The 17,894-nt window shown below is 71.5% G+C and carries 19 protein-coding genes and 1 pseudogene; 8 read left to right on the top strand and 12 right to left on the bottom strand.

Translation table 11 applies throughout. The annotated features are described in order from the left end of the window. The first annotated feature begins 29 nt into the window (after positions 1-29). From ACWED2_RS45530 to ACWED2_RS45520, 3 genes are all read left to right on the top strand, one after another. Positions 30-905, top strand: a complete 876-nt coding sequence (locus ACWED2_RS45530; protein ID WP_449696749.1) for a helix-turn-helix domain-containing protein — start codon at positions 30-32, stop codon at positions 903-905. A gap of 85 nt (positions 906-990) precedes the next feature. Further along, on the top strand, positions 991-1,884 hold the full coding sequence (locus ACWED2_RS45525; protein ID WP_449696748.1) for an MBL fold metallo-hydrolase: 894 nt from the start codon (positions 991-993) through the stop codon (positions 1,882-1,884). A gap of 104 nt (positions 1,885-1,988) precedes the next feature. Continuing rightward, on the top strand, positions 1,989-2,249 hold the full coding sequence (locus tag ACWED2_RS45520) for a GlsB/YeaQ/YmgE family stress response membrane protein (RefSeq protein ID WP_449665828.1): 261 nt from the start codon (positions 1,989-1,991) through the stop codon (positions 2,247-2,249). A 44-nt stretch (positions 2,250-2,293) separates the two neighbouring features. Here the strand turns inward: ACWED2_RS45520 and ACWED2_RS45515 are convergent, their stop codons facing one another. Beyond that, a complete protein-coding gene (locus ACWED2_RS45515) occupies positions 2,294-3,394 on the bottom strand; it encodes a S1 family peptidase (RefSeq protein ID WP_449696747.1) in 1,101 nt (366 codons plus the stop codon). Between the two features lie 371 nt (positions 3,395-3,765). Between ACWED2_RS45515 and ACWED2_RS45510 the strand changes: the two genes are divergently transcribed. Together ACWED2_RS45510 and ACWED2_RS45505 are read left to right on the top strand one after the other, a co-directional pair. Further along, positions 3,766-4,023, top strand: coding sequence for a hypothetical protein (locus ACWED2_RS45510; protein WP_449696746.1), 258 nt, complete (start codon positions 3,766-3,768; stop codon positions 4,021-4,023). 51 nt (positions 4,024-4,074) lie between these two features. After that, positions 4,075-4,479, top strand: a complete 405-nt coding sequence (locus ACWED2_RS45505; RefSeq protein ID WP_449696745.1) for an ATP-binding protein — start codon at positions 4,075-4,077, stop codon at positions 4,477-4,479. Positions 4,480-4,548: 69 nt separating this feature from the next. Here ACWED2_RS45505 and ACWED2_RS45500 read toward each other — a convergent pair whose 3' ends face one another. The 6 genes from ACWED2_RS45500 to ACWED2_RS45475 all read right to left on the bottom strand — a co-directional run bounded on the left by ACWED2_RS45500 (position 4,549) and on the right by ACWED2_RS45475 (position 8,186). After that, positions 4,549-5,163 (bottom strand): hypothetical protein, encoded by a 615-nt coding sequence (locus tag ACWED2_RS45500; protein WP_449696744.1) that lies wholly within the window; start codon positions 5,161-5,163, stop codon positions 4,549-4,551. Next, positions 5,160-6,287, bottom strand: coding sequence for a hypothetical protein (locus tag ACWED2_RS45495; protein ID WP_449696743.1), 1,128 nt, complete (start codon positions 6,285-6,287; stop codon positions 5,160-5,162). Before ACWED2_RS45495 ends, ACWED2_RS45500 begins: the two co-directional genes overlap by 4 nt. Continuing rightward, positions 6,284-6,619: a hypothetical protein gene (locus ACWED2_RS45490; protein ID WP_449696742.1), complete on the bottom strand. Its 336-nt coding sequence runs from the start codon at positions 6,617-6,619 to the stop codon at positions 6,284-6,286. Before ACWED2_RS45490 ends, ACWED2_RS45495 begins: the two co-directional genes overlap by 4 nt. A gap of 11 nt (positions 6,620-6,630) precedes the next feature. Further along, positions 6,631-7,125 carry a YbaB/EbfC family nucleoid-associated protein gene (locus ACWED2_RS45485; RefSeq protein ID WP_449696741.1) on the bottom strand — a complete coding sequence of 165 codons (495 nt, stop codon included), beginning with the start codon at positions 7,123-7,125 and terminating at the stop codon, positions 6,631-6,633. Positions 7,126-7,214: 89 nt separating this feature from the next. Further along, positions 7,215-7,517: a DUF1905 domain-containing protein gene (locus tag ACWED2_RS45480; RefSeq protein ID WP_449696740.1), complete on the bottom strand. Its 303-nt coding sequence runs from the start codon at positions 7,515-7,517 to the stop codon at positions 7,215-7,217. A 54-nt stretch (positions 7,518-7,571) separates the two neighbouring features. Continuing rightward, entirely contained in the window at positions 7,572-8,186 is a 615-nt protein-coding gene (locus ACWED2_RS45475; protein WP_449696739.1) for a hypothetical protein, read from the bottom strand. A gap of 137 nt (positions 8,187-8,323) precedes the next feature. Between ACWED2_RS45475 and ACWED2_RS45470 the strand changes: the two genes are divergently transcribed. Next, on the top strand, positions 8,324-9,976 hold the full coding sequence (locus ACWED2_RS45470) for a glutamate--tRNA ligase (protein ID WP_449696738.1): 1,653 nt from the start codon (positions 8,324-8,326) through the stop codon (positions 9,974-9,976). A 21-nt stretch (positions 9,977-9,997) separates the two neighbouring features. Here ACWED2_RS45470 and ACWED2_RS45465 read toward each other — a convergent pair whose 3' ends face one another. From ACWED2_RS45465 to ACWED2_RS45450, 4 genes and pseudogenes are all read right to left on the bottom strand, one after another. Continuing rightward, entirely contained in the window at positions 9,998-10,378 is a 381-nt protein-coding gene (locus ACWED2_RS45465) for a hypothetical protein (protein WP_449696737.1), read from the bottom strand. A 46-nt stretch (positions 10,379-10,424) separates the two neighbouring features. Next, a pseudogene (locus ACWED2_RS45460) lies at positions 10,425-12,282 on the bottom strand (CheR family methyltransferase). A gap of 11 nt (positions 12,283-12,293) precedes the next feature. Further along, positions 12,294-13,058 carry an ATP-binding protein gene (locus ACWED2_RS45455; RefSeq protein WP_449696736.1) on the bottom strand — a complete coding sequence of 255 codons (765 nt, stop codon included), beginning with the start codon at positions 13,056-13,058 and terminating at the stop codon, positions 12,294-12,296. Continuing rightward, positions 13,055-14,083, bottom strand: a complete 1,029-nt coding sequence (locus ACWED2_RS45450) for a chemotaxis protein CheB (protein WP_449696756.1) — start codon at positions 14,081-14,083, stop codon at positions 13,055-13,057. The genes ACWED2_RS45455 and ACWED2_RS45450 overlap by 4 nt, the downstream gene beginning before the upstream one ends. Positions 14,084-14,467: 384 nt before the next feature. Between ACWED2_RS45450 and ACWED2_RS45445 the strand changes: the two genes are divergently transcribed. Beyond that, positions 14,468-14,860, top strand: coding sequence for a hypothetical protein (locus ACWED2_RS45445; protein ID WP_449696735.1), 393 nt, complete (start codon positions 14,468-14,470; stop codon positions 14,858-14,860). A 19-nt stretch (positions 14,861-14,879) separates the two neighbouring features. Here ACWED2_RS45445 and ACWED2_RS45440 read toward each other — a convergent pair whose 3' ends face one another. Further along, positions 14,880-15,284 (bottom strand): ChaB family protein, encoded by a 405-nt coding sequence (locus ACWED2_RS45440; RefSeq protein ID WP_449696734.1) that lies wholly within the window; start codon positions 15,282-15,284, stop codon positions 14,880-14,882. A gap of 309 nt (positions 15,285-15,593) precedes the next feature. Here ACWED2_RS45440 and ACWED2_RS45435 point away from each other — a divergent pair, with 309 nt between their 5' ends. Then, positions 15,594-17,576: an amino acid transporter gene (locus ACWED2_RS45435; protein WP_449696733.1), complete on the top strand. Its 1,983-nt coding sequence runs from the start codon at positions 15,594-15,596 to the stop codon at positions 17,574-17,576. Positions 17,577-17,894 lie beyond the last annotated feature (318 nt).

Here is a 17,894-nt window from a genome sequence, read left to right as displayed (position 1 = left end):
GCCACCCCGCCGCTGCCCATACTGGCTTCATGGAGGCCAGACGACGACTCGGCGAGTTCCTCCGGACCCGCCGAGCCCACCTGCAACCGGAAGACGTCGGCCTGGCCACCTACGGCGACCGGCGCCGGGTGCCGGGCCTGCGCCGGGAAGAGCTCGCCCGGCTGGCCGGGGTGAGCGCGCCCTACTACTCGAGGCTCGAACAGGGCCAGTCGGCCAACGCTTCACCGGAAGTGCTGGACGCGCTCGCGCAGGCTCTTCGCCTCGACGAGACCGAACGACGGCACCTGCACGAGCTGGCGGCCGCCGCCCGGCGGCCGGTCCCTCGCCGCCGCCTGCCGCCGGAACGCGTCACCCCCGCTGTCCGGCAGCTCCTGGCCGCCCTGGGCGACGTGCCGGCGATCGTGCTCGGCCGGTGCAGCGATGTCCTGGCGTGGAACGTCGCCGGCCACGCGCTGTTCGCCGGGCACCTGGAGCCGGACGCGCCCGAGCGGCCCGGACGCCGCCCGAACATGGCGAGGCTGGTGTTCCTCGACCCGCACACCCGCGAGCTGTACGCCGACTGGCCGGGCAAGGCCCGCGCGGTGGTGGCGACGCTGCGGATGGCGTCCGGACGGCACCCGGACGACCCGCGCACGACCGCCCTCGTCGGCGAACTTTCCGTGCGCAGCAAGGAGTTCGCCCGGTGGTGGGCGGACCAGCGCGTCAAGTCCGGCGGCGACGCGGTCTACGAGATGCGCCATCCCCTGGTGGGCCCGATGACGGTCACGCACCAGGCGCTGCGCACCGAGCAGGAGCAGCACGTCGTCGTCGCCACCACCGAACCCGGCTCGCCGTCGCACGCGGCGATGACCCTGCTGGCCCACACCACGGCCACCGCGCGCCGCAGCTTGCCGGCGCGCGGCTGAAAAACCGTTCCCTGTCAAGGCATCCTCAGTGTCCACAACGGATGCCGAGTCCGGCGTGCCCGGAAAACCCCACCGAGAAGGAAAAATGACCGAAATCAAGCTCGGGGACGTCACCGTCACCCGCGTCGAAGAGCAGCACGGACCGATCATGCCCACCCGGGACTTCTTCCCGGACCTGCCCGAGCGGGCCTGGCAGGAGCACCGCCACGAGCTGGAACCCGATTTCCTGACCGCGGACGACCTGGTGCTGTCGTCGATGCAGACCTGGCTGCTGCGCAGCGAAGGCCGCACGATCCTGATCGACACCGCGGTGGGCAACGACAAGCACCGCCCGGCCGTCCCCGCCTGGGACCACCTGCGGCTGGACTACCTGGACCGGCTGCGCGAAGCCGGCGTCCACCCCGACGACGTCGACCTCGTCGTGCACACCCACCTGCACCTCGACCACATCGGGTGGAACACCCGGCTCGTCGGCGGCACCTGGGTGCCGACGTTCCCCAACGCCACGCACCTCATGCCCCGCGCGGACTTCGAGCACTGGGACCCGGCACGCAACCCGGCGGTCGCCGAGGGCGTGAACGCGCACGCCTTCGAAGACAGCATCCAGCCGGTGCTCGAGGCCGGACAGGTCCGGCTGTGGGAGGACGCCCACACGATCGACGCGAACCTCCGGCTCGAAGCCGCGCCCGGCCACACGCCCGGCTCCAGCGTGGTGAAACTGGCCTCCGGCGGCGACCGCGCCCTGTTCGCCGGCGACGTCCTGCACACGCCCCTGCAACTCGCCGAACCCGGGCACGACAGCTGCTTCTGCGAAGACCCGGTCCAGGCCCGCGCCACCCGGCAGCGCCTGCTCGGCTGGGCCGCCGACGAGAACGTCCTGTTCGTCCCCGCCCACTTCGGCGGGCACAGCGCGCTGGAAGTCGAGAGGCGCGGTGGCGCGTTCGCCGTCAAGCGGTGGGGCCCGTTCCCGCGGCGGTGAACACCGGGTGAGATCCGGATCACGTCGGCGTGGCTCGACGCGCTCCCGGGGCCGGTGCCTGCCATCCTGTGCCGTCAAGAGGTAGCGGACGAGAGGACAACCCCGTGGGCATCATCGCCTGGATCGTGCTGGGTCTCATCGCCGGGGTGATCGCGAAAGCCCTCATGCCGGGCAAGGACCCGGGCGGCTGCATCATCACGATCCTGCTGGGCATCGCGGGCGCGTTCGTGGGCGGCTGGATCGGCAAGACACTGTTCCACACCCAGCTCGGCACGTTCTTCGACCTGCGCACCTGGGGCCTGGCCATCCTGGGCGCCCTGATCATCCTGGCCGGCTACCGGCTGATCTTCAACCGCCGCGACTGACGCACCGGTGGGGGCGCCGGCACGGCGCCCCCACCGGCGTCGGCTCAGTTGAGGGTGACGCCGTAGGCGCTCAGCGCCTCGCCGACCGGCTGGAAGTACGAGCTCCCGCCGCCCTTGCCGGAGGTGATGCCCAGGCCGACGCTGCCGGCGAACAGGCAACCGCCGGAGTCGCCGGGGTTGACCAGCGCGTTGGTCTGGATCAGCTGGTACACCGAGCCTTCGGCGTAGTTCACCGTCACATTGGTCCGCTGCACCGACCCCGAGGTGAGGTGCGTGGTGCTGCCGCTCTTGCTGATCCGCTGCCCGACAGTCGCGGTGCCGGCGGAGGTGATCCGCTGGGTGGAGCCGTTCCACAGGGTGACCGCGCCGGGCGCGCTGCCGGTGGTGTTGCGGATGAGCCCGTAGTCGTTGGTCGGGAAGCTGGCGCCCTGCGACGGGCCGACGTTCCACTGCGACACCGCGCGGGTGCAGTGGCCGGCGTCGATGAGGTAGTTCTGGCCGCCGCGGTTGGTGTTGAAGCCCGCCGAGCAGCGGGTGCCGCCGCCGGTGATGGCTTCGCCGTTGTAGATGGCAGTGTGCATCTCGCCGGCGACCCGCTCCACGCGGACCCGGTCACCGAGCGACGCGGCCGCCTGCACCAGGGCGTCGGTGCCCTTGGCCGCGTCGGCCAGGGTCAGCACGACCTGGTTCGTCTTCGGGTCGAGCCCGATCGAGGTGTGCGCCACCGCGGGCAGCGCCTGCAGGGCGTCCTGCGCGCTCGCGAGCGCGGCGCTGGAGTGCTTGACCAGCCGGGCCTGGGCGCCGGCTCGCTCGACCTGGCCGGCGGCGGCCTGGTCCAGCACGTTGACGACGGGCTTGGCGGCGGCGTCGAGGTAGCCGTCGGCCGCGCGGGCCCCGAGGGACGCGGTGACGCGCTGCAAGGTGTCGACGCCGGCCGCCTGCGTACGCAGCAGCGCGACGGCCGCGGACTCGCTGATCCCCGCTTCCGCGGCGAGCGAAGCGACGGCTTCGCTCTGCACGGTGGCGGAGTAGCCGTCGACGGTGGCGGCGGAGACGGGCGTGAAGAAGCCGATGGCCGCGGCGGCGGCCACCAGCGCGGTGGCGGAGCGGGCGAGGAGGTGGTGTCCCGGGGACGTTCTGCGCATGCCGGTAACTCACTTTCGCGATCGCGGGCGAAGCCGGCGCGAGGGATGGCCGCGCCGGAGGAGCCGGCGCACGGGCCGGCACCGGTGATCCGGTGGGTCGAGGGTGGTCCGCGGCCCGGCGGGCCGGTACCGACTTTCGTCGGACAGGACAAAAGATAGGTACCGGGCAATTCGCCCAGACCCGGTTCGCGCAGAGCAACCGGACAGCGGGCGGGAGCTTCCGCGCCGGGTCCGGCAGCGGAGATGTTGGCGCACAAGTGGTTCTTGAGCTGAAGTGAACGAGAATCCACTGTTCGCCCGAAGGTGCTCGCCGCCTCGCCTGTCTATGCTGGACGGCGGTAAGACCTTCGGTTCCGGGGAAGACGCGCGACATGAACGACCAGCGGCAGGTGCTCGTCCGGGCGGAGTCCCGGCACGTCGTCGTCTCCGGCCTCGGCGACACCTCCGAGACACTCACGTACCCCGGTGTCACGCTCACCCGCGTCATGGCCGGCATCCCGGACGAAGGCCTCTGGCTCCCGATGGGCGAGCGCCCCAGCGAGGTCGACGACGAAACCCTCATCGAGGCGCTGCGCGCCGCGTTCCTCTGGCGGATGGACCGGCCTCCCCCGCCGTTCCCGGCCGGATGACTAACGGCCGCAGTACCGGGTAGCCCCTCCTGCAGAAGGAGGAGTCGCACGGTGCACGTGAACTGGGGCGCGGCACGCGAGCCGGAGTGGCAGGTACTGGACGTGGCCGGAGCCGACCCCGCCGCGCTGACCTCGGCGCGCCGGTGGGCGGAGGCGAAGCTGGCTTCGCTCGCCGACGCCGACCGGGTCGATGCGGTGATCGTGGTCGGGGAACTGCTGGAAAACGCCTACGTCCACGCCACCGGCCCCCGCCAGCTACGGCTCCACCTCGCGCACGACCCGTGCGTGCTGACGGTGGCCGTCGCCGACACCGGAACCGGAGAGCCACGGCTCCGGGTCCCGGGCCGCTCCGGTGGCCGTGGCCTGCTGCTCGTCGACGAACTCTCCCTCGCCTGGGGCGTGAGCCACCACGACGAAGGGAAAGTCGTCTGGGCCCGGCTCGCCTGCGAGGACTAGCCGGCGTCGCGCGTCCGAGATCCGTCGACGCCGGCACCAGCCCGAGCGCGAACGACCTGGGACGCGACCCTAGCGGCCGTTCCAGTGGACGGTGTCCGGGAACTCGACGAACTTCCGCAGGTGCTGCTGCTCGGTGCGGCCCTGCACGGGGAGCCGGAAGATCGAGCCGTCCGGCCAGGTCAGCGTGCTCTTGCGGAAGCTGAGCTCCGGCGCCTGCGGCTTGCGTGCTTCCCAGACGATCCGCGGCGGCGCGCCGGCCGGGTCGGTGGCGGTCGATCCGGTGTCCACCACCGCCAGGCACGACGGCGAGCACGCCAGCCACGCGCCTCCCACGGACCGCAGGCGGTCGGCCAGGTCGAGCGCCATCGCGTTCTCCGGGCCCGAAACGGCGATCGCCCGCTGGAACGGCAGTCCCGGCCGTTCGCCGTGGGCCAGGGCGAAGACGCCGAACACCGCGGCGCCGATCCCGCGCAGGATGTTCCAGAAGAAGCGCCGGACGAGCCGCTTGCCCACGACGGTGCCGTCCCGGCGGCGGCCGGGGACGTCGTAGCCCACGTCGGTGTCGCCGAAGTGCAGCACGATGACCGGCTCACGCCACCGGTCCCGCAGCAGCGCCTCGACCCGCTCGCGGTGCCCGGGCCGGACCTTGGTCTCCTGCGCCCAGTTCTCGATGCGCTCGCTCAAATGTCCAGGTCCTTGCGCGTCTCCTCCGGGCTGCGGTCCCCGCCGATCTCGCTCTTGTCGAACCACGGCTCATCCCCCTCGGCGGAAACGGCTTCCTTGCCTTCGGCGAACGCACCCTTGCCCGCGCCGATGCCGGCCTTGACGCCCGCGCCGGCGAGCAACGGCTTGACGCCGGCCGAGGTGCCGAACATCGTCGTGAGCGCCCGGTTGCTCGGCTGCCAGCCCTGGGCCACCGCGCCGAAGCCGAACTTCGTCTCGCCCGGCATCACGCCGATGCGCAGCTTGCGGGCGAACACCTCGAGCTTGCCGGAGTAGCGGACCAGGAACTCCATGAACTTGTCGAGCAGCTTGCCGAACTTGCCGAGGTAGCGCGTCACCTTCTGCAGCACGCTGGCGGCCTTGGCGATCGACGCGGTCATCGCGGCCGCCACCGAGCCGCCGAAGCTGATCACCGACGCGGCCAGCGCGGGCAGCCACAGGGTGATCAGCCAGGACACCAGCTCGGTGATGATCCCCTTGATCACCTCTTCGATGACCACCATGACCATCGACCACATCTGCAGCACCTCGGCCACCGAACCGGCGGCCGAGCCGATGCCGCGGATGCCGGAGGAGAAGTCGCCGAGGGCTTCCTTCGCCGCGTTGCCCGCCTCGTCGACCCACTCGGCCAGTGCGGTGTCGCCGGTGCGCTCGAAGTCGTCGGCGAGCGCGACGAACCCCTGCGCGATCGTCACGAAGTTCTCGGAGGCGTGGCCGATCGCCGGGCCGTCGCCGGTGACCTGGTGCAGCGCGTCCTGCAGGGGCTGGACCAGTTCGAGCAGCATGTTCAAGCCGTGGCTGACCAGCCAGCCGATCGGGTCCATCGCGAAAGTGACCATGTCGGCGGCCGCGGCACCGACGAACGCCGCGCCGTCACCCACCAGTGCCGCCCCGGCGGACGCCAGCTCCCCCGGGCCGTCCGCCTCCGCGGCCTGCCGGGCGTGCTCGCCGATCTTCTTGCCGGCCTTGTAGGCGGTGCCGGCCACCGGCACGAACCCGGCCGCGCGGTCGAGGTTGGCGCCCATGCTCTCGTCGTAGGCCTCGACGTCCAGCGCGTCGGCGATGCTCTTCTTCGGCTCGGTCATTCGCCCTGCCCGATCGCGTCGATTTCCGCCTCGTACTTGCCGAAGGTCACCTTGCCGGCGTCTTCGGCGCCCTGGTACATCTCCGCGGCCTTGGTCAGCTTCGTGGTGAACCCGTCCACGCCGTCCTTGAGGTCGGTCAGGAGCGACCGCAGCTCGGCGAGGCGGTCGGTGTAGCCCTGCTTGGCCCAGAGGCCGACGAGCCCCCACGCTTCGTTCGTGACGTCCGCGGCGTCGATCTTCGCGCCGAACTTGTCCGCCTCCTGCTCGTAGAACGGCAGTTGCTTGGCGTACGCGGAGATCGCGCCGATGTTCGTCTGAATTCCGTCTGGCATCGCGGGTTTCCCTAGGATCGGCGGAGGATGGGGCCCTGGTCGAAGTCGTCGTCGTCGCCGCCGACGGGCCGGCGGACGGGCCGCGACGGCTGCCGCGGCTGAGGCTCCGACGCGGGCTCGGCCGCCGCGGTTCCGAACGCCTCCGCCTGGGCTTCGCGCACCTGCGCCGAGACGTCCACGCCGAACGCGTCGCCGAAGGTCTCGTCCACGATCCCGGCCTGCTGCTGCGCCGCCGCCGCGGCCGCCCGGCGGATGGTGCTCATGATGGTGGCGGCCAGCTGCCCGGCTTCGACGCGGGTGGCCCCGGCGGTGAGCCGCAGGTCGGTGATGGTCCCGCCGGCGCCCGCGGTGACGGTCACGGTGCCGTCCGGGGAGGTGACGGTGGTCTCCAGCCGGGCGATCCGCTCCTGCATGTCGCCGACGCCGGCGAAGCGGGCTTCGGCCTGCCGCACCTTGCTCTGGAAGTTCTGGAACTGGGCGATCAGCTCGTCCATCTGGGCGGACATCGGGTCTCCCTTTGGTGCGGTTCGGGGCCTGTGTCCGCATCATGACAGATCCGGTTCGCCGCCGATCGCGTTTCGCGCCGATCGCGCGATCAGAAGTCGACGAGCTCCACGGTGACGGTGCAGGTGTCCCCCACACCGACGCCTTCGGCTTCCCGGACAGCCCGCTTGAGGGGCAGGACGTAGGCCTCTCGCGCACCGTCCGGGAAGATCGACGTCCGCCAGCTCGTGGCGCCGATCGTCACCCGGACGCGCACCGAGCCGAAGCCGCGCCGCGGCCCGGCGGCGAGCTCGCGGATGTCCTCCGACGCGTCGGCGGGCAGGCTGACGAAGACCCAGCTGTCGGTGCGCCGGGCATCCCACTCCCACAACTCGGCCTCGAACACGATGATCACGCCCGCAGTGTCACACGGGGCACCGACAGTTTCCGCCCGGCGGCCGTCGGAGACTCAGAGACACGGCGGCCGGTAACCGTCGATGCGCAGGCCGCGGAACTCGAGCTCGTTCGGCGTCTTCCCGACGAACACCAGCCCGCGCGCCTCCGCCAGCGCCGAGGCGAGCGGGTACGACGGCCGGCCCAGCTCCGGCAGCCACGTCCAGCGGCGCGGCGAGAAGCTGAAGAACCTCGTCACCAGCCGGCCGCCCGTCGACGGCACCAGGGTCAGCCACTTGTCGCCGCCGCTCCAGTGGGACGCCGGGCGCAGCTGGACGTACAGGTCGTCGGTCGCGCGGTAGGTCAGCAGGAACCCCGCCGAGCCGGACAGGTCGGCCTGCGCGTCGAACCGGTTGCCCAGCCACACCACGGCCACGTGCCACTCGGCGTTCAGGAACGACACCTTCGCCGCGTACCGGTGCCCCGACGGCACGAGCAGGCTGCCGACGGCCGGGACGGTCGTCCCTTCGCCGCTGGCCAGCCACTGCTGCAGCCGGTCGATCGACGGTGTCGCGCACTCGCGGCCCGGCGATCCCGACGATGCGGAGGCCGGTGCCGTCCCGATCAGCGGGACCACCAGCAGGGCCGTCAGGGCGGAAAGCGTTCTGGCGAAAGGAAAGCGACCGCGCATTCCCGGCAAGCTAGCACCGCCGCCCGCCGAGCACCACCTGCCCGGACGGGCCGGCAGGCCGCCCGGCTAGGCTCTTCGACGGCGAAAACGACCAGCTTCGCCGAGGCAAGTGCACCACGACGCGGGGAGAACAACCCATGCTGGACCGAGCGGTCATCGACGCCCTCTTCCCTGCCGACCTGCCCGGACCCGAGCACTGGGAGCAGCAGTACCCCGCCCGGGAGCTGCCCGAAGGCGCGCTGGTCACGCGCCTCGGCCCGTCCCCGACCGGGTCCCTCCACCTCGGCGGCGTCTACGTCGGCCTGATCGACCAGGACGTCGCCCGGCGCTCCGGCGGCCGCTACCTCGTGCGCATCGAGGACACCGACCAGTCCCGCGAGGTCGAGGGCGTCCTCGAGCAGTTCGAGCGCGGCTTCTCCTACTTCCACCTCGCCGCCGACGAAGACATCCACCGCGGCGGCGACTACGGCCCGTACCAGCAGTCGGCGCGCGAGCGGATCTACCTCAGCTACGTCCGCGAGCTGCTCCGCGAGGGCAAGGCGTACCTCGACTTCGCCACCAAGGAGGAGCTCGCCGCCATCACCCAGCGGCAGCAGGCCACGAAGCTCCCCACCGGCTACTACGGCAGCTGGGCGATCTGGCGCGACGCCGACCCGGCCGACGTCCAGGCCAAGCTGGACGCCAGCGCCCCGTACGTCGTGCGGTTCCGCGCCCCGGACGACACCGGCGCCCGTGCCCGGTTCACCGACGCCATCCGCGGGCCGCTCGAGGCCGAGGCCAACCGCAACGACGTCGTCATCCTCAAGAGCTCCGACCAGAGCCCGCGGCTGCCGACCTACCACTTCGCGCACGCCGTCGACGACCACCTCATGCGGGTGAACCTGGTGATCCGCGGCGACGAGTGGATTTCGTCGGTCCCGGTGCACCAGCAGCTGTTCGACGCGCTCGGCTTCGAGCCGATCACCTACGCGCACATCGCGCCGCTGATGAAGCAGGAGGGCGGCAGCAAGCGCAAGCTGTCCAAGCGCAAGGACCCGGAAGCGTCGGTCGACTTCTTCATCGAGGCCGGCTACCCCGCCGAGGCCGTCCTGTACTACCTGCGCGGCCTCGTCAACGGCCGGCTCGCGGAGGTGCCGCTCGAGCAGGCGCTCACCGAGCCGATCAACCTCGACGAGTGCGGCGTCGCCGGCCCGCTGGTGGACCTGGTCAAGCTCGACGACATCGCCGCCGACCACATCGCCACCCTTCCGGGTGCCGCGATCCTCGAAGCCGTCCGCGGCTGGGCCGAACGGTTCGACCCCGAGCTGCGCCGGGTTCTCGACGAGGAGCCGGACCTGGCCCTGCGCGCGCTGGCCGTGGAGCGCGAAGGCGCGGAGAACCCGCGCAAGGACCTGAAGAAGTGGAGCGAGTTCCGGGCCGTGTACGGCTTCTTCTTCCCGCAGCTCCACGCCGCCGTCACCGGGCCCGACGACGAGCGCATCGCCGCACTCGGCGTCGACCCCGCGGTCGTCCGGGCCGTGGCGCACGACTTCGCCGCGGACTACCGCCAGCTCGACGACGGGAGCGAGTGGTTCGACCAGATCCGCGCGGTCGCGGCCAAGCACGGCTTCGCCCGCAACGCCAAGGAGTTCAAGAAGAACCCCGAGGGCTTCCCCGGCTCCATCCGGGAGGCCTCGCAGATCATCCGCATCGCCCTCACCGGGTCGACCCGCAGCCCCGACCTGCACGCGATCACGCAGGCGCTGGGCCAGGACGAAGTGCTCGGCCGGATCGCCGCGCTGACCAAGTAGGACCCGCGGGGCTCCGGCGCGTCAGGCGCCGGAGCCCTCGTCCTCGAACGGCCGGAACCCGAAGCGCACCACGCTCGCCGGCTGCGTCCTGGCTCCGCTGTCGGCCACCGCGGTGATCAGCCCGGCCGCGTCCTCGCGGTCCAGCCGGGCCAGGAGGCGGGCGAGCTCTTCCGCCGCGCCCACCGGTTCCGCCGGCGTCTGGATCAGCGTGCGATGGAGGATCCCCACGTCCCAGCCGTCCACGCTGCCGCTGCCCGCCGCGGTCCGGATCGTCGCGTCGAACAGCCAGCGCGGCGGTTTCCCGGTCAGCGCCGGTGTCGCGTGCGCCGTCAGGCCGACGACCTGGTCGGCCCGGAGCAGGCCGTCACTGAGTGTCGCGATCCACACGTTGGTCAACCCCATGGATCAACGGATAACAGCCGCGGCCCGGCTCGGCAAGCCCACCGGCTCACTCCGGCTGTTCGGTCTTCGTCTCCTCCATCATCAGCAACGCGCCGTGGCTCTCCCCGTTCGAGCTGCGCAGCGCACTGCAGAGCAGCCGGACGACCGCGGCGCGGCCGCGCCGGTTGATCGCGTCGAGCATCAGCTCGCCGTAGTACGCCGGGTCCGCCAGCGCTTCGCGCACCACCGGGCGGATTTCCCCGACCGGCAGGCCGATGTCCAGGTTCAGCAGGTGGATGCCTTCGGCTTCCTCCCGCCGCACGCCCCACAGGTCCTCGGCGCCGCGGTTCCACGCCTTGATCCGCATCTCGGCGTCGATGACGACGATGCCGGCCCGGATCGAGGTGAGCACCGACTCGAGGAACTCGTTCACCTCGTCGAGGTCGAGGCTGCGCTCACGCAGCGCGTCGTTGATGGTCTGCAGCTCGTCGTTGGTGGACTGCAGCTCCTCGTTCATCGTCTCCAGTTCCTCGTTGGTGGACTGGAGCTCCTCGTTGGTCGTCTCCAGCTCCTCCACGGTGGACTGGAGCTCCTCGTTGGTGGTCTCGAGTTCCTTATTGGTCGACTGGAGCTCCTCGTAGGCCGACTCCAGCTGCCGGTTCGTGTGCTCCAGCTCGGTGAGCAGCTGGCGCGCCCAGCTGACGTCGTGGAACACCACCGAGACGCCGAGCAGCGTCTTGCTCTTGTTCACCAGGGGGTTGACGTGGACCTCGTACCACACCGTCTCCCCGGCCCGGCGCCACTCGACGTCCTTGATCCGCAGCGACCGGCGCTCCAGCCGGGCCTGTTCGACGTAGGCGCGCAGCGCCACCGGGCGGTAGGAGACGTCGAGGTCGCGCAACGGCCGCCCGATGTCGCGTTCGGACAGTCCGAACGCGACTTCCGCCTGGCGTTGACCAGCGCCGTCGTCTCGCTCTCGGTGAAGACGATCTGGGCGACCGGGCTCGCCGAAAGGCGTGCTCACGCAGTTCCTCGATGCCGGAGATGTCCTGGGTGCGCCGCTGCGGGAAGCTGTGGGACACGAAGTGGTTGTAGCTCACCGGAGCGTTGACCGCCTTGCGGAAAACCCGCCGCTTGAGGTCCACCGGCTCGAAGATCCTGCTGTGGGACAACAGCATCTCGGCCTTGCCGAGGAACAGCACCCCGCGGGGGGCGAGGGCGAAGTGGAACCGCTCGAGGATCTTGGTCTGGGTCTCGGCGTTGAAGTACATCAGCGTGTTGCGGCAGACCAGCAGGTCGATCCGGGAGATCGGCGCGTCCTGGACGAGGTCGTTGCGCCCGAAGATCACCGAACGGCGCAGGTCCTTGCGGAAGCAGTACCGGCTGCCCTGCAGCTCGAAGAACTGCTCGAGCTGCGCCTCGGTGAGCCCTTCGACCTCCGCCGGGGTGTAGGCCGCGTGCCGGGCCTGCGCCAGCGCCTCGTCGTCGACGTCGGTGGCGTAGATCTTGACCCGCTGCCGGAACGCCTCGATCCCGAGCACGTCGGCGAAGAGCATCGCGAGGCTGTAGGCCTCCTGCCCGGCCGCGCAGCCGGCGCTCCACACGCGGATCGGCTCTTCGGGGCTGCGCTCGGCCAGCAGGGTGGGCAGCACGTGGTCGCGCAGGTGGTCCCACGCGTCCGGATCGCGGAAGAACCCGGTCACGTTGATCAGGATGGTGTTGAACAGCGCGACGAACTCGTCGGCGTTGACCTGCAGCTGGTCGATGCAGTCCGCGTAGCTGTCGATCTCGACCTGGCTCATCCGGCGGCGGACCCGGCGCATCAGGCTGCTGCGCTTGTACCCGGTGAAGTCGAAGCCCCGCGACTCCTTGAGGTAGGTGAGCACGGACTCGAACTCGCCGTTGGGTTCCTTGGGCTCGGTCACGGTCCGACACGCTACCCGGCCGGACGGTCACCGGTGGTGCGGGGACGGGAAAGCAGCACCGCCCACACGACCTTGCCCCCGGCCCACGACCGGCTGCAGCCCCACGTGCGGGCGACCTGCGTGACCAGTTTCAGCCCCATGCCCGGCTCGAACGGGGACAGCCGTTCGAGCAGCACGGCCGGCCGGGGGTCCTGATCGGCCACGGCCACCGTGCACACCCCACGGCGCAGGTCGAGCCGCAGTTTCGGTTCGGACGTGGTGTGCCGCAGCACGTTCTCGACCAGTTCGGTGGCGATCAGGCGGGCGTCTTCGCAAAGTTCGGGCACGCCCCACCCGCACAGCCGATCCGCGACGAAGTCCCGGATCTGCGCCGAAGTACCGTCGCTGCGCGGGAAGACGCGTTCGCACCGGCGGCGCACCGGGTGGTCCAGCGCCGCTGCCGCCGCCGTCAGGTCGACGCGGACCGGGACGTAGCGGTCGACCACGTGGCTGCTCAGCAGCCCCCGGTGGCCGGCCCCGCCCGCCGCGAGCGTGAACGGGATGCCCGGCCAGTCGCCGATCCGCATGGCGACCAGGGAGAAGACGCTCACCAGGGACGAGTCGGCGATGGCCAGCCTGCTGATGTCGGCCACCAGCCCGTCCGGCGCGTCGGTGGCGATCTTGAGCAGGCCGTCACGCAACGTCGGGTACGAGGTGAGGTTCAGTTCACCGGTCACCCGCACGACGGTCGCCTCCCCGTGGCGGCCGACATCCAGGTGAACAGGGGTGTGACTCATGGCGCCGTCGTTTCCTCCCCGGCCTCTTCGGTCGTCTCGAGGAGGAACCGGCGCAGCGTCTCCGCGGCGTCGGCGGCTTCCCTGGCGGAGGCGGCGTAGCGTTCCCCCAGGCCGCCCGGGCGCCGCCCGGACACCTGCGAGGCCATCTTCCGGGCCAGCCCCGCTTTCTCGTCGAGCGCGCGCAGGGCCTTCTGCAGCGCGAACCGGAACTCCCCTTCGTGGGCCGCCAGCAGCGCCTGCGCCGACCAGGCGTGCCCGATCCGGCAGCGGAACCGGCCCGCGGGGTCGACCTCGGTGAGCGAGCCCTGGCAGTCGGGGCACGTGTACCCCGATCCGCTCTCCTGCTCGGTGCGCGGGAGCGCACCGGCCCGCACCGCCTCACGGGCGATCCGGTCCTCCAGCACGAGCGTCCCGGACGGCGGTGGGACCTCGCCCGGGTCCACCGGGATCCGGACGAGCTTGTCGAGCAGCGCGCCGAGCTCCCCGGCCCGCACCACGTGTTCGGTGTCCACCAGGGCCAGCGCGTTCTCCGGCATGCCGCGGTACAGCGCCTCGGCCGGGTCCTGGACGACGGCGGTGCCACCGCGGTCCGCGATCGCGCGCAGCCCGGCCGCCCCGTCGTCCAGCACGCCCGAAAGCACGACACCGATGACCTTGGGCCCGCCCGTCAGCGCGGCCGAGCGGAAGGTCGCGTTGATGGCCGGGCGGTGCCCGTTCTCGGTCGGTCCCATCGTCAGGATCAGGACGCCGTCTTCGATGAGCAGGTGGCGGTCGGGAGGGGCGACGTACACGGTGCCCGGCTCGATCGGCGCGCCGTGGCGCGCCGTCCGGGCCGGCAGCGGGCCCGCCCGGTCGAGGATGCGGGCGAGCGCGCTCTCCGTCTCGGCGGGGAGGTGCATCGTGACGAGCACTGCGCCGGGGAAGTCGGGCGGCAACGCGGACACGAGCGCCCGCAGGACCTCGACCCCGCCGGCCGAAGCGCCGACGACCACGAGGTCACGCCGGAAAGGCGGCACCGCGTCCACCTCCTCACTCTGCACCCTCACGGTAGTGCAGGCCGTTCATTACTCCGGGTAGCCCCCACCGGCGGAGCTAAACGCCGGTTTTCCCGTGGCCGGGGCGACGTGGCCGAGACCGGCACCGGTTATTTCGGCCGAGGGCAGCACCGCGTGGACCCGGCCCGTGCGCCCCGCCGGGACGACCGGGGCGACGACCGCGAACCGCGCCGGATGGCCGGTGGTCACCGGCGCTCACCGCCGACGACGACCAGCGAAATCCGCCACGCTGCCGGACGGCCCCGCATGCGACTGATGGTGTCACGGAACAGCCCCGGCGACCAGCGCACCGGCTCCGCCGCGGACGTGAGATGCTCGACCACGCAGGCAGGCCGAAGGCGGGAGGCGCAGCGGGTGACCACCTGGATCGACGTGATCAACTTTGTCCGGACGCGGTACGAGGTCCTCGAGGAGTCGGAGGACTGGCTGCGGTTCCGGCTGGAGGGTCCCCGGGACCGGACGCAGCAGGTGACGGTGCACCACCTCGCCGAGCTCGACGGCGGCTCGTGGATCGAGATCTCCTCCCCCGTCGGCTGGGCCGACAAGCTCGACCTGCGGCGCCTGCTCGAGCTGGCCGGCGGCTCGGCCGTCGGCGGCGCCGGGGTGGTGGACGGCGTCGCGCTGCTCAAGCACACCGTGCCCCTGGAGGACCTCAGCATCCAGGAGGAGTTCGAGCGCCCGCTCAAGGCGGTCGTCGCCCGCGCGGACGCCTTCGAGCACGAACTCACCGGCTCCGACGAGTTCTGAGGCGTCCGCACCGGACGCCTCAGCCGGACCGCCGGGCCCGGTCGGTCCGGCGCCGGTTCTCCTTCTCCAGCGCGGCGACGAGCTCCTCTTTGGACATCCGCGACCGGCCGGCGATGCCGAGCTGCTTGGCGCGCTCGTAGAGGTGCTGCCGGCTCGCGGTGGCGTTGACGCCCCCGTGGGTCGGCTTCCCGGGCTGCCCGGCACCCCCGGCGGCCTGCTCGTCGGACGGGCCGCGTTCCGGCTTGGGTTCCCAGTGGTCGCCGACCTTCTCGAAGGTGTGCTTCAAGGCCGAGTAGGCGGTCTGCCGGGCCCGCCGGCCGGGGCCGTAGGTGTCGAGCGCGGAGTCGTGCGCGGCAACCCAGGTGTCCTGGGCCTTGCGCGGCGACCGCAGCAGGGTGCTGGGCAAGTCTTCGCGTCCGGGCATGCCGCCTCGGCTACCCGGCCCGCCACCCGCCAAACCCCCACTGGCCCGATGCCTCACCGATCACGCGAGATGCCCCTTCAGCCACGCGAGATTCCCCAACCGACCCTTTGAGTACGTGAGCCGACCCTCCACGCAAGCGCCCCAAGGCCGCCTTGGGGCGCTCCGGCGGGAGCCGCGCGGGACCGTCCAGGACCGCCCGGGGAAAGTCAGGACCGCCCGAAAAGGGGCGGAGCCTCCTGCGCAGCCCGAACCGGGGGTCGGGCATGCTGGTGACCACTGTTTTCGGGTCGAGGGGACGAGAGGGCGAAAATGGGTGTTTCACCCGAATTGACCATTCCGGCGAGCGTCGAAAGCCCGGCACCGCCGCAGCCGCCGACGTCGCCCGTGGCGCGGTGGCTGCTCGAACACCGGGTGGCGCCCGTCGGCCGCGCGGGCGGTGAAGACCACGGCACGCCGCAGGCGTGGTGGAAGGTCATGTGCCTGACCGGCGTCGACTACTTCTCGACCCTCTCCTACCTGCCCGGTATCGCCGCGCTCGCCGCCGGGGCGCTCTCGCCGCTGGCCACCCTGCTGATCGTCGCGCTCACGCTGCTCGGGATGCTCCCCATGTACCGCCGGGTGGCCCGCGAAAGCCCGCACGGCCAGGGTTCGGTCGCGATGCTGGAGACCCTCCTGCCGTTCTGGCGCGGCAAGCTCTTCGTCCTCACCCTGCTCGGGTTCGTGGCGACGTCGTGGATCATCACGATCACGCTGTCCTCGGCGGACGCCACCGTGCACATGCTCGAGAACCCGTACCTGCCGGGCTTCCTGCACGGCCACGCGGTGCTCATCACCGTCGTGCTGCTGCTCATCCTCGGCGGGGTGTTCCTGCTCGGCTTCAGCGAGGCCGTCGGGGTGGCCATCCCGCTCGTCGCCGTGTTCCTGCTGCTCAACGCCGTGGTGACGGTCGCGGGCGTGATCGACCTGCTGGGCGATTCCGCCGCCCTCTCCCACTGGACCGACGCGCTCACCGCCGGGGGCGGCGGGTTCGCCGGCGTCGTCGGCCCGGCCGTCATCGCGTTCCCGATGCTGGTGCTGGGGCTCTCCGGGTTCGAGACGGGCGTCAGCATGATGCCGCTGGTCGCGGCGGACGGGAAGACCGCCGAGGAGAAGCTGGAATCCCGGATCCGCAACACGCGCAAGCTGCTCACCGCCGCCGCGCTCATCATGTCGGTGTTCCTGATCGCGACGAGCTTCGTGACCACCGTGCTGATCCCGGCCGACGCCTTCAAGGAGGGCGGCGAGGCCAACGGCCGTGCCATGGCCTATCTGGCCCACCGCGAACTCGGCGAGCTCTTCGGCACCGTCTACGACGTCAGCAGCGTGCTGATCCTGTGGTTCGCCGGCGCCTCGGCGATGGCCGGGCTGATCAACATCGTCCCGCGCTACCTGCCCTCCTACGGCATGGCGCCGGAGTGGGGCCGGGCCGTCCGGCCGGTGGTCATCGTCTACACGGTGATCAGCATCCTCATCACCATCGCGTTCGGCGCCGACGTCAACGCCCAGGCCGGCGCCTACGCGACCGGCATCCTGGCGATGATGGTCTCCGGCGCGGTCGCGGTCAGCATCTCGGCGATCCGCGGGCGGCAGCGCGGCGCGGCCGTGGGCTTCGTCGTGCTCACGCTGGTCCTGCTGTACGCGCTGGTCGAAAACGTCATCGAAAAGCCCGACGGCATCGCCATCTCGGCGCTGTTCATCCTCGGCATCATCGTCGTCTCGCTGGTGTCCCGCGTGTCGCGGACGACGGAGCTGCGCGCCGAACGCATCGAGTTCGACGACGAGGCCCGCCGGTTCATCGCCGATTCACTGGCCCACGACGGCGCCCTGAACATCGTCGCGAACAAGCGCCAGGGCGGCGACCACGCCGAGTACTCCGCGAAGGAAGCCGAACAGCGCGGCATGAACCCGGTGCCCGGCGCCGCCGACATCCTGTTCCTGGAGATCGACGTCGTCGACCCGTCGGAGTTCAGCAACGTGCTCGAAGTGCGGGGCGTGGAGATCGACGGCTACCGGATCCTCCGCGCGAACAGCCCCGCGGCGCCCAACGCGATCGCCGCGATCCTGCTCACCCTGCGCGATGTGACGGGTGTCCGCCCCCGCTGCTACTTCGAGTGGTCCGAAGGCAACCCGCTCGGGCACCTGTTCCGCTACCTGCTCCTCGGCCGCGGCGACACCGCACCGGTGGTCCGGGAGATCATCCGCAGCGTGGAGAAGGACCCGGCCCGCCGCCCGGGCATCCACGTCGGCGGTTAGCGGAACACCGGCGAGGCCGGCGGCGCGATCCGCGCCGCCGGCCTGCGTGACGTACTTGCGCCCGATCTGCCCGCACCCGGTGCGCACCTTGGGGGTTCGAGCCCACCGACCTGTGGCGCATCGCCCGCGACGCACCGCTCGGGCAGAGCTGGCGGGCGCGTGGCAGACGCAGAGATCCGCAGCCGATGGCGGACCGGCTACCGCCTCGCGGGCGGCGGGCCTGCCCGCCGGGCCGGTGCCCGGGTCTCGTCGATCGTCGGGCGCCAGACGCCGCTGCTCGCCCTCGTCGTGCCACTGCTGCTGGTGCTCATCGTCGAC

This window comes from Amycolatopsis sp. NPDC005003, from assembly GCF_053600695.1.
The sequence above is the reverse complement of the archived record's forward strand: the minus strand, read 5'-3'. Positions and strand labels throughout refer to the sequence as shown.

Excerpts from the sequence above, each read along its gene's own strand:
- ACWED2_RS45495 (WP_449696743.1), bottom strand. The coding sequence starts at position 6,287 with ATGACCGAGCCGAAGAAGAGCATCGCCGACGCGCTGGACGTCGAGGCC.
- ACWED2_RS45475 (WP_449696739.1), bottom strand. The coding sequence starts at position 8,186 with ATGCGCGGTCGCTTTCCTTTCGCCAGAACGCTTTCCGCCCTGACGGCC.
- ACWED2_RS45525 (WP_449696748.1), top strand. The coding sequence starts at position 991 with ATGACCGAAATCAAGCTCGGGGACGTCACCGTCACCCGCGTCGAAGAG.
- ACWED2_RS45435 (WP_449696733.1), top strand. The coding sequence starts at position 15,594 with ATGGGTGTTTCACCCGAATTGACCATTCCGGCGAGCGTCGAAAGCCCG.
- ACWED2_RS45490 (WP_449696742.1), bottom strand. The coding sequence starts at position 6,619 with ATGCCAGACGGAATTCAGACGAACATCGGCGCGATCTCCGCGTACGCC.
- ACWED2_RS45440 (WP_449696734.1), bottom strand. The coding sequence starts at position 15,284 with ATGCCCGGACGCGAAGACTTGCCCAGCACCCTGCTGCGGTCGCCGCGC.
- ACWED2_RS45465 (WP_449696737.1), bottom strand. The coding sequence starts at position 10,378 with ATGGGGTTGACCAACGTGTGGATCGCGACACTCAGTGACGGCCTGCTC.
- ACWED2_RS45530 (WP_449696749.1), top strand. The coding sequence starts at position 30 with ATGGAGGCCAGACGACGACTCGGCGAGTTCCTCCGGACCCGCCGAGCC.
- ACWED2_RS45485 (WP_449696741.1), bottom strand. The coding sequence starts at position 7,125 with ATGTCCGCCCAGATGGACGAGCTGATCGCCCAGTTCCAGAACTTCCAG.
- ACWED2_RS45510 (WP_449696746.1), top strand. The coding sequence starts at position 3,766 with ATGAACGACCAGCGGCAGGTGCTCGTCCGGGCGGAGTCCCGGCACGTC.
- ACWED2_RS45470 (WP_449696738.1), top strand. The coding sequence starts at position 8,324 with ATGCTGGACCGAGCGGTCATCGACGCCCTCTTCCCTGCCGACCTGCCC.
- ACWED2_RS45515 (WP_449696747.1), bottom strand. The coding sequence starts at position 3,394 with ATGCGCAGAACGTCCCCGGGACACCACCTCCTCGCCCGCTCCGCCACC.
- ACWED2_RS45455 (WP_449696736.1), bottom strand. The coding sequence starts at position 13,058 with ATGAGTCACACCCCTGTTCACCTGGATGTCGGCCGCCACGGGGAGGCG.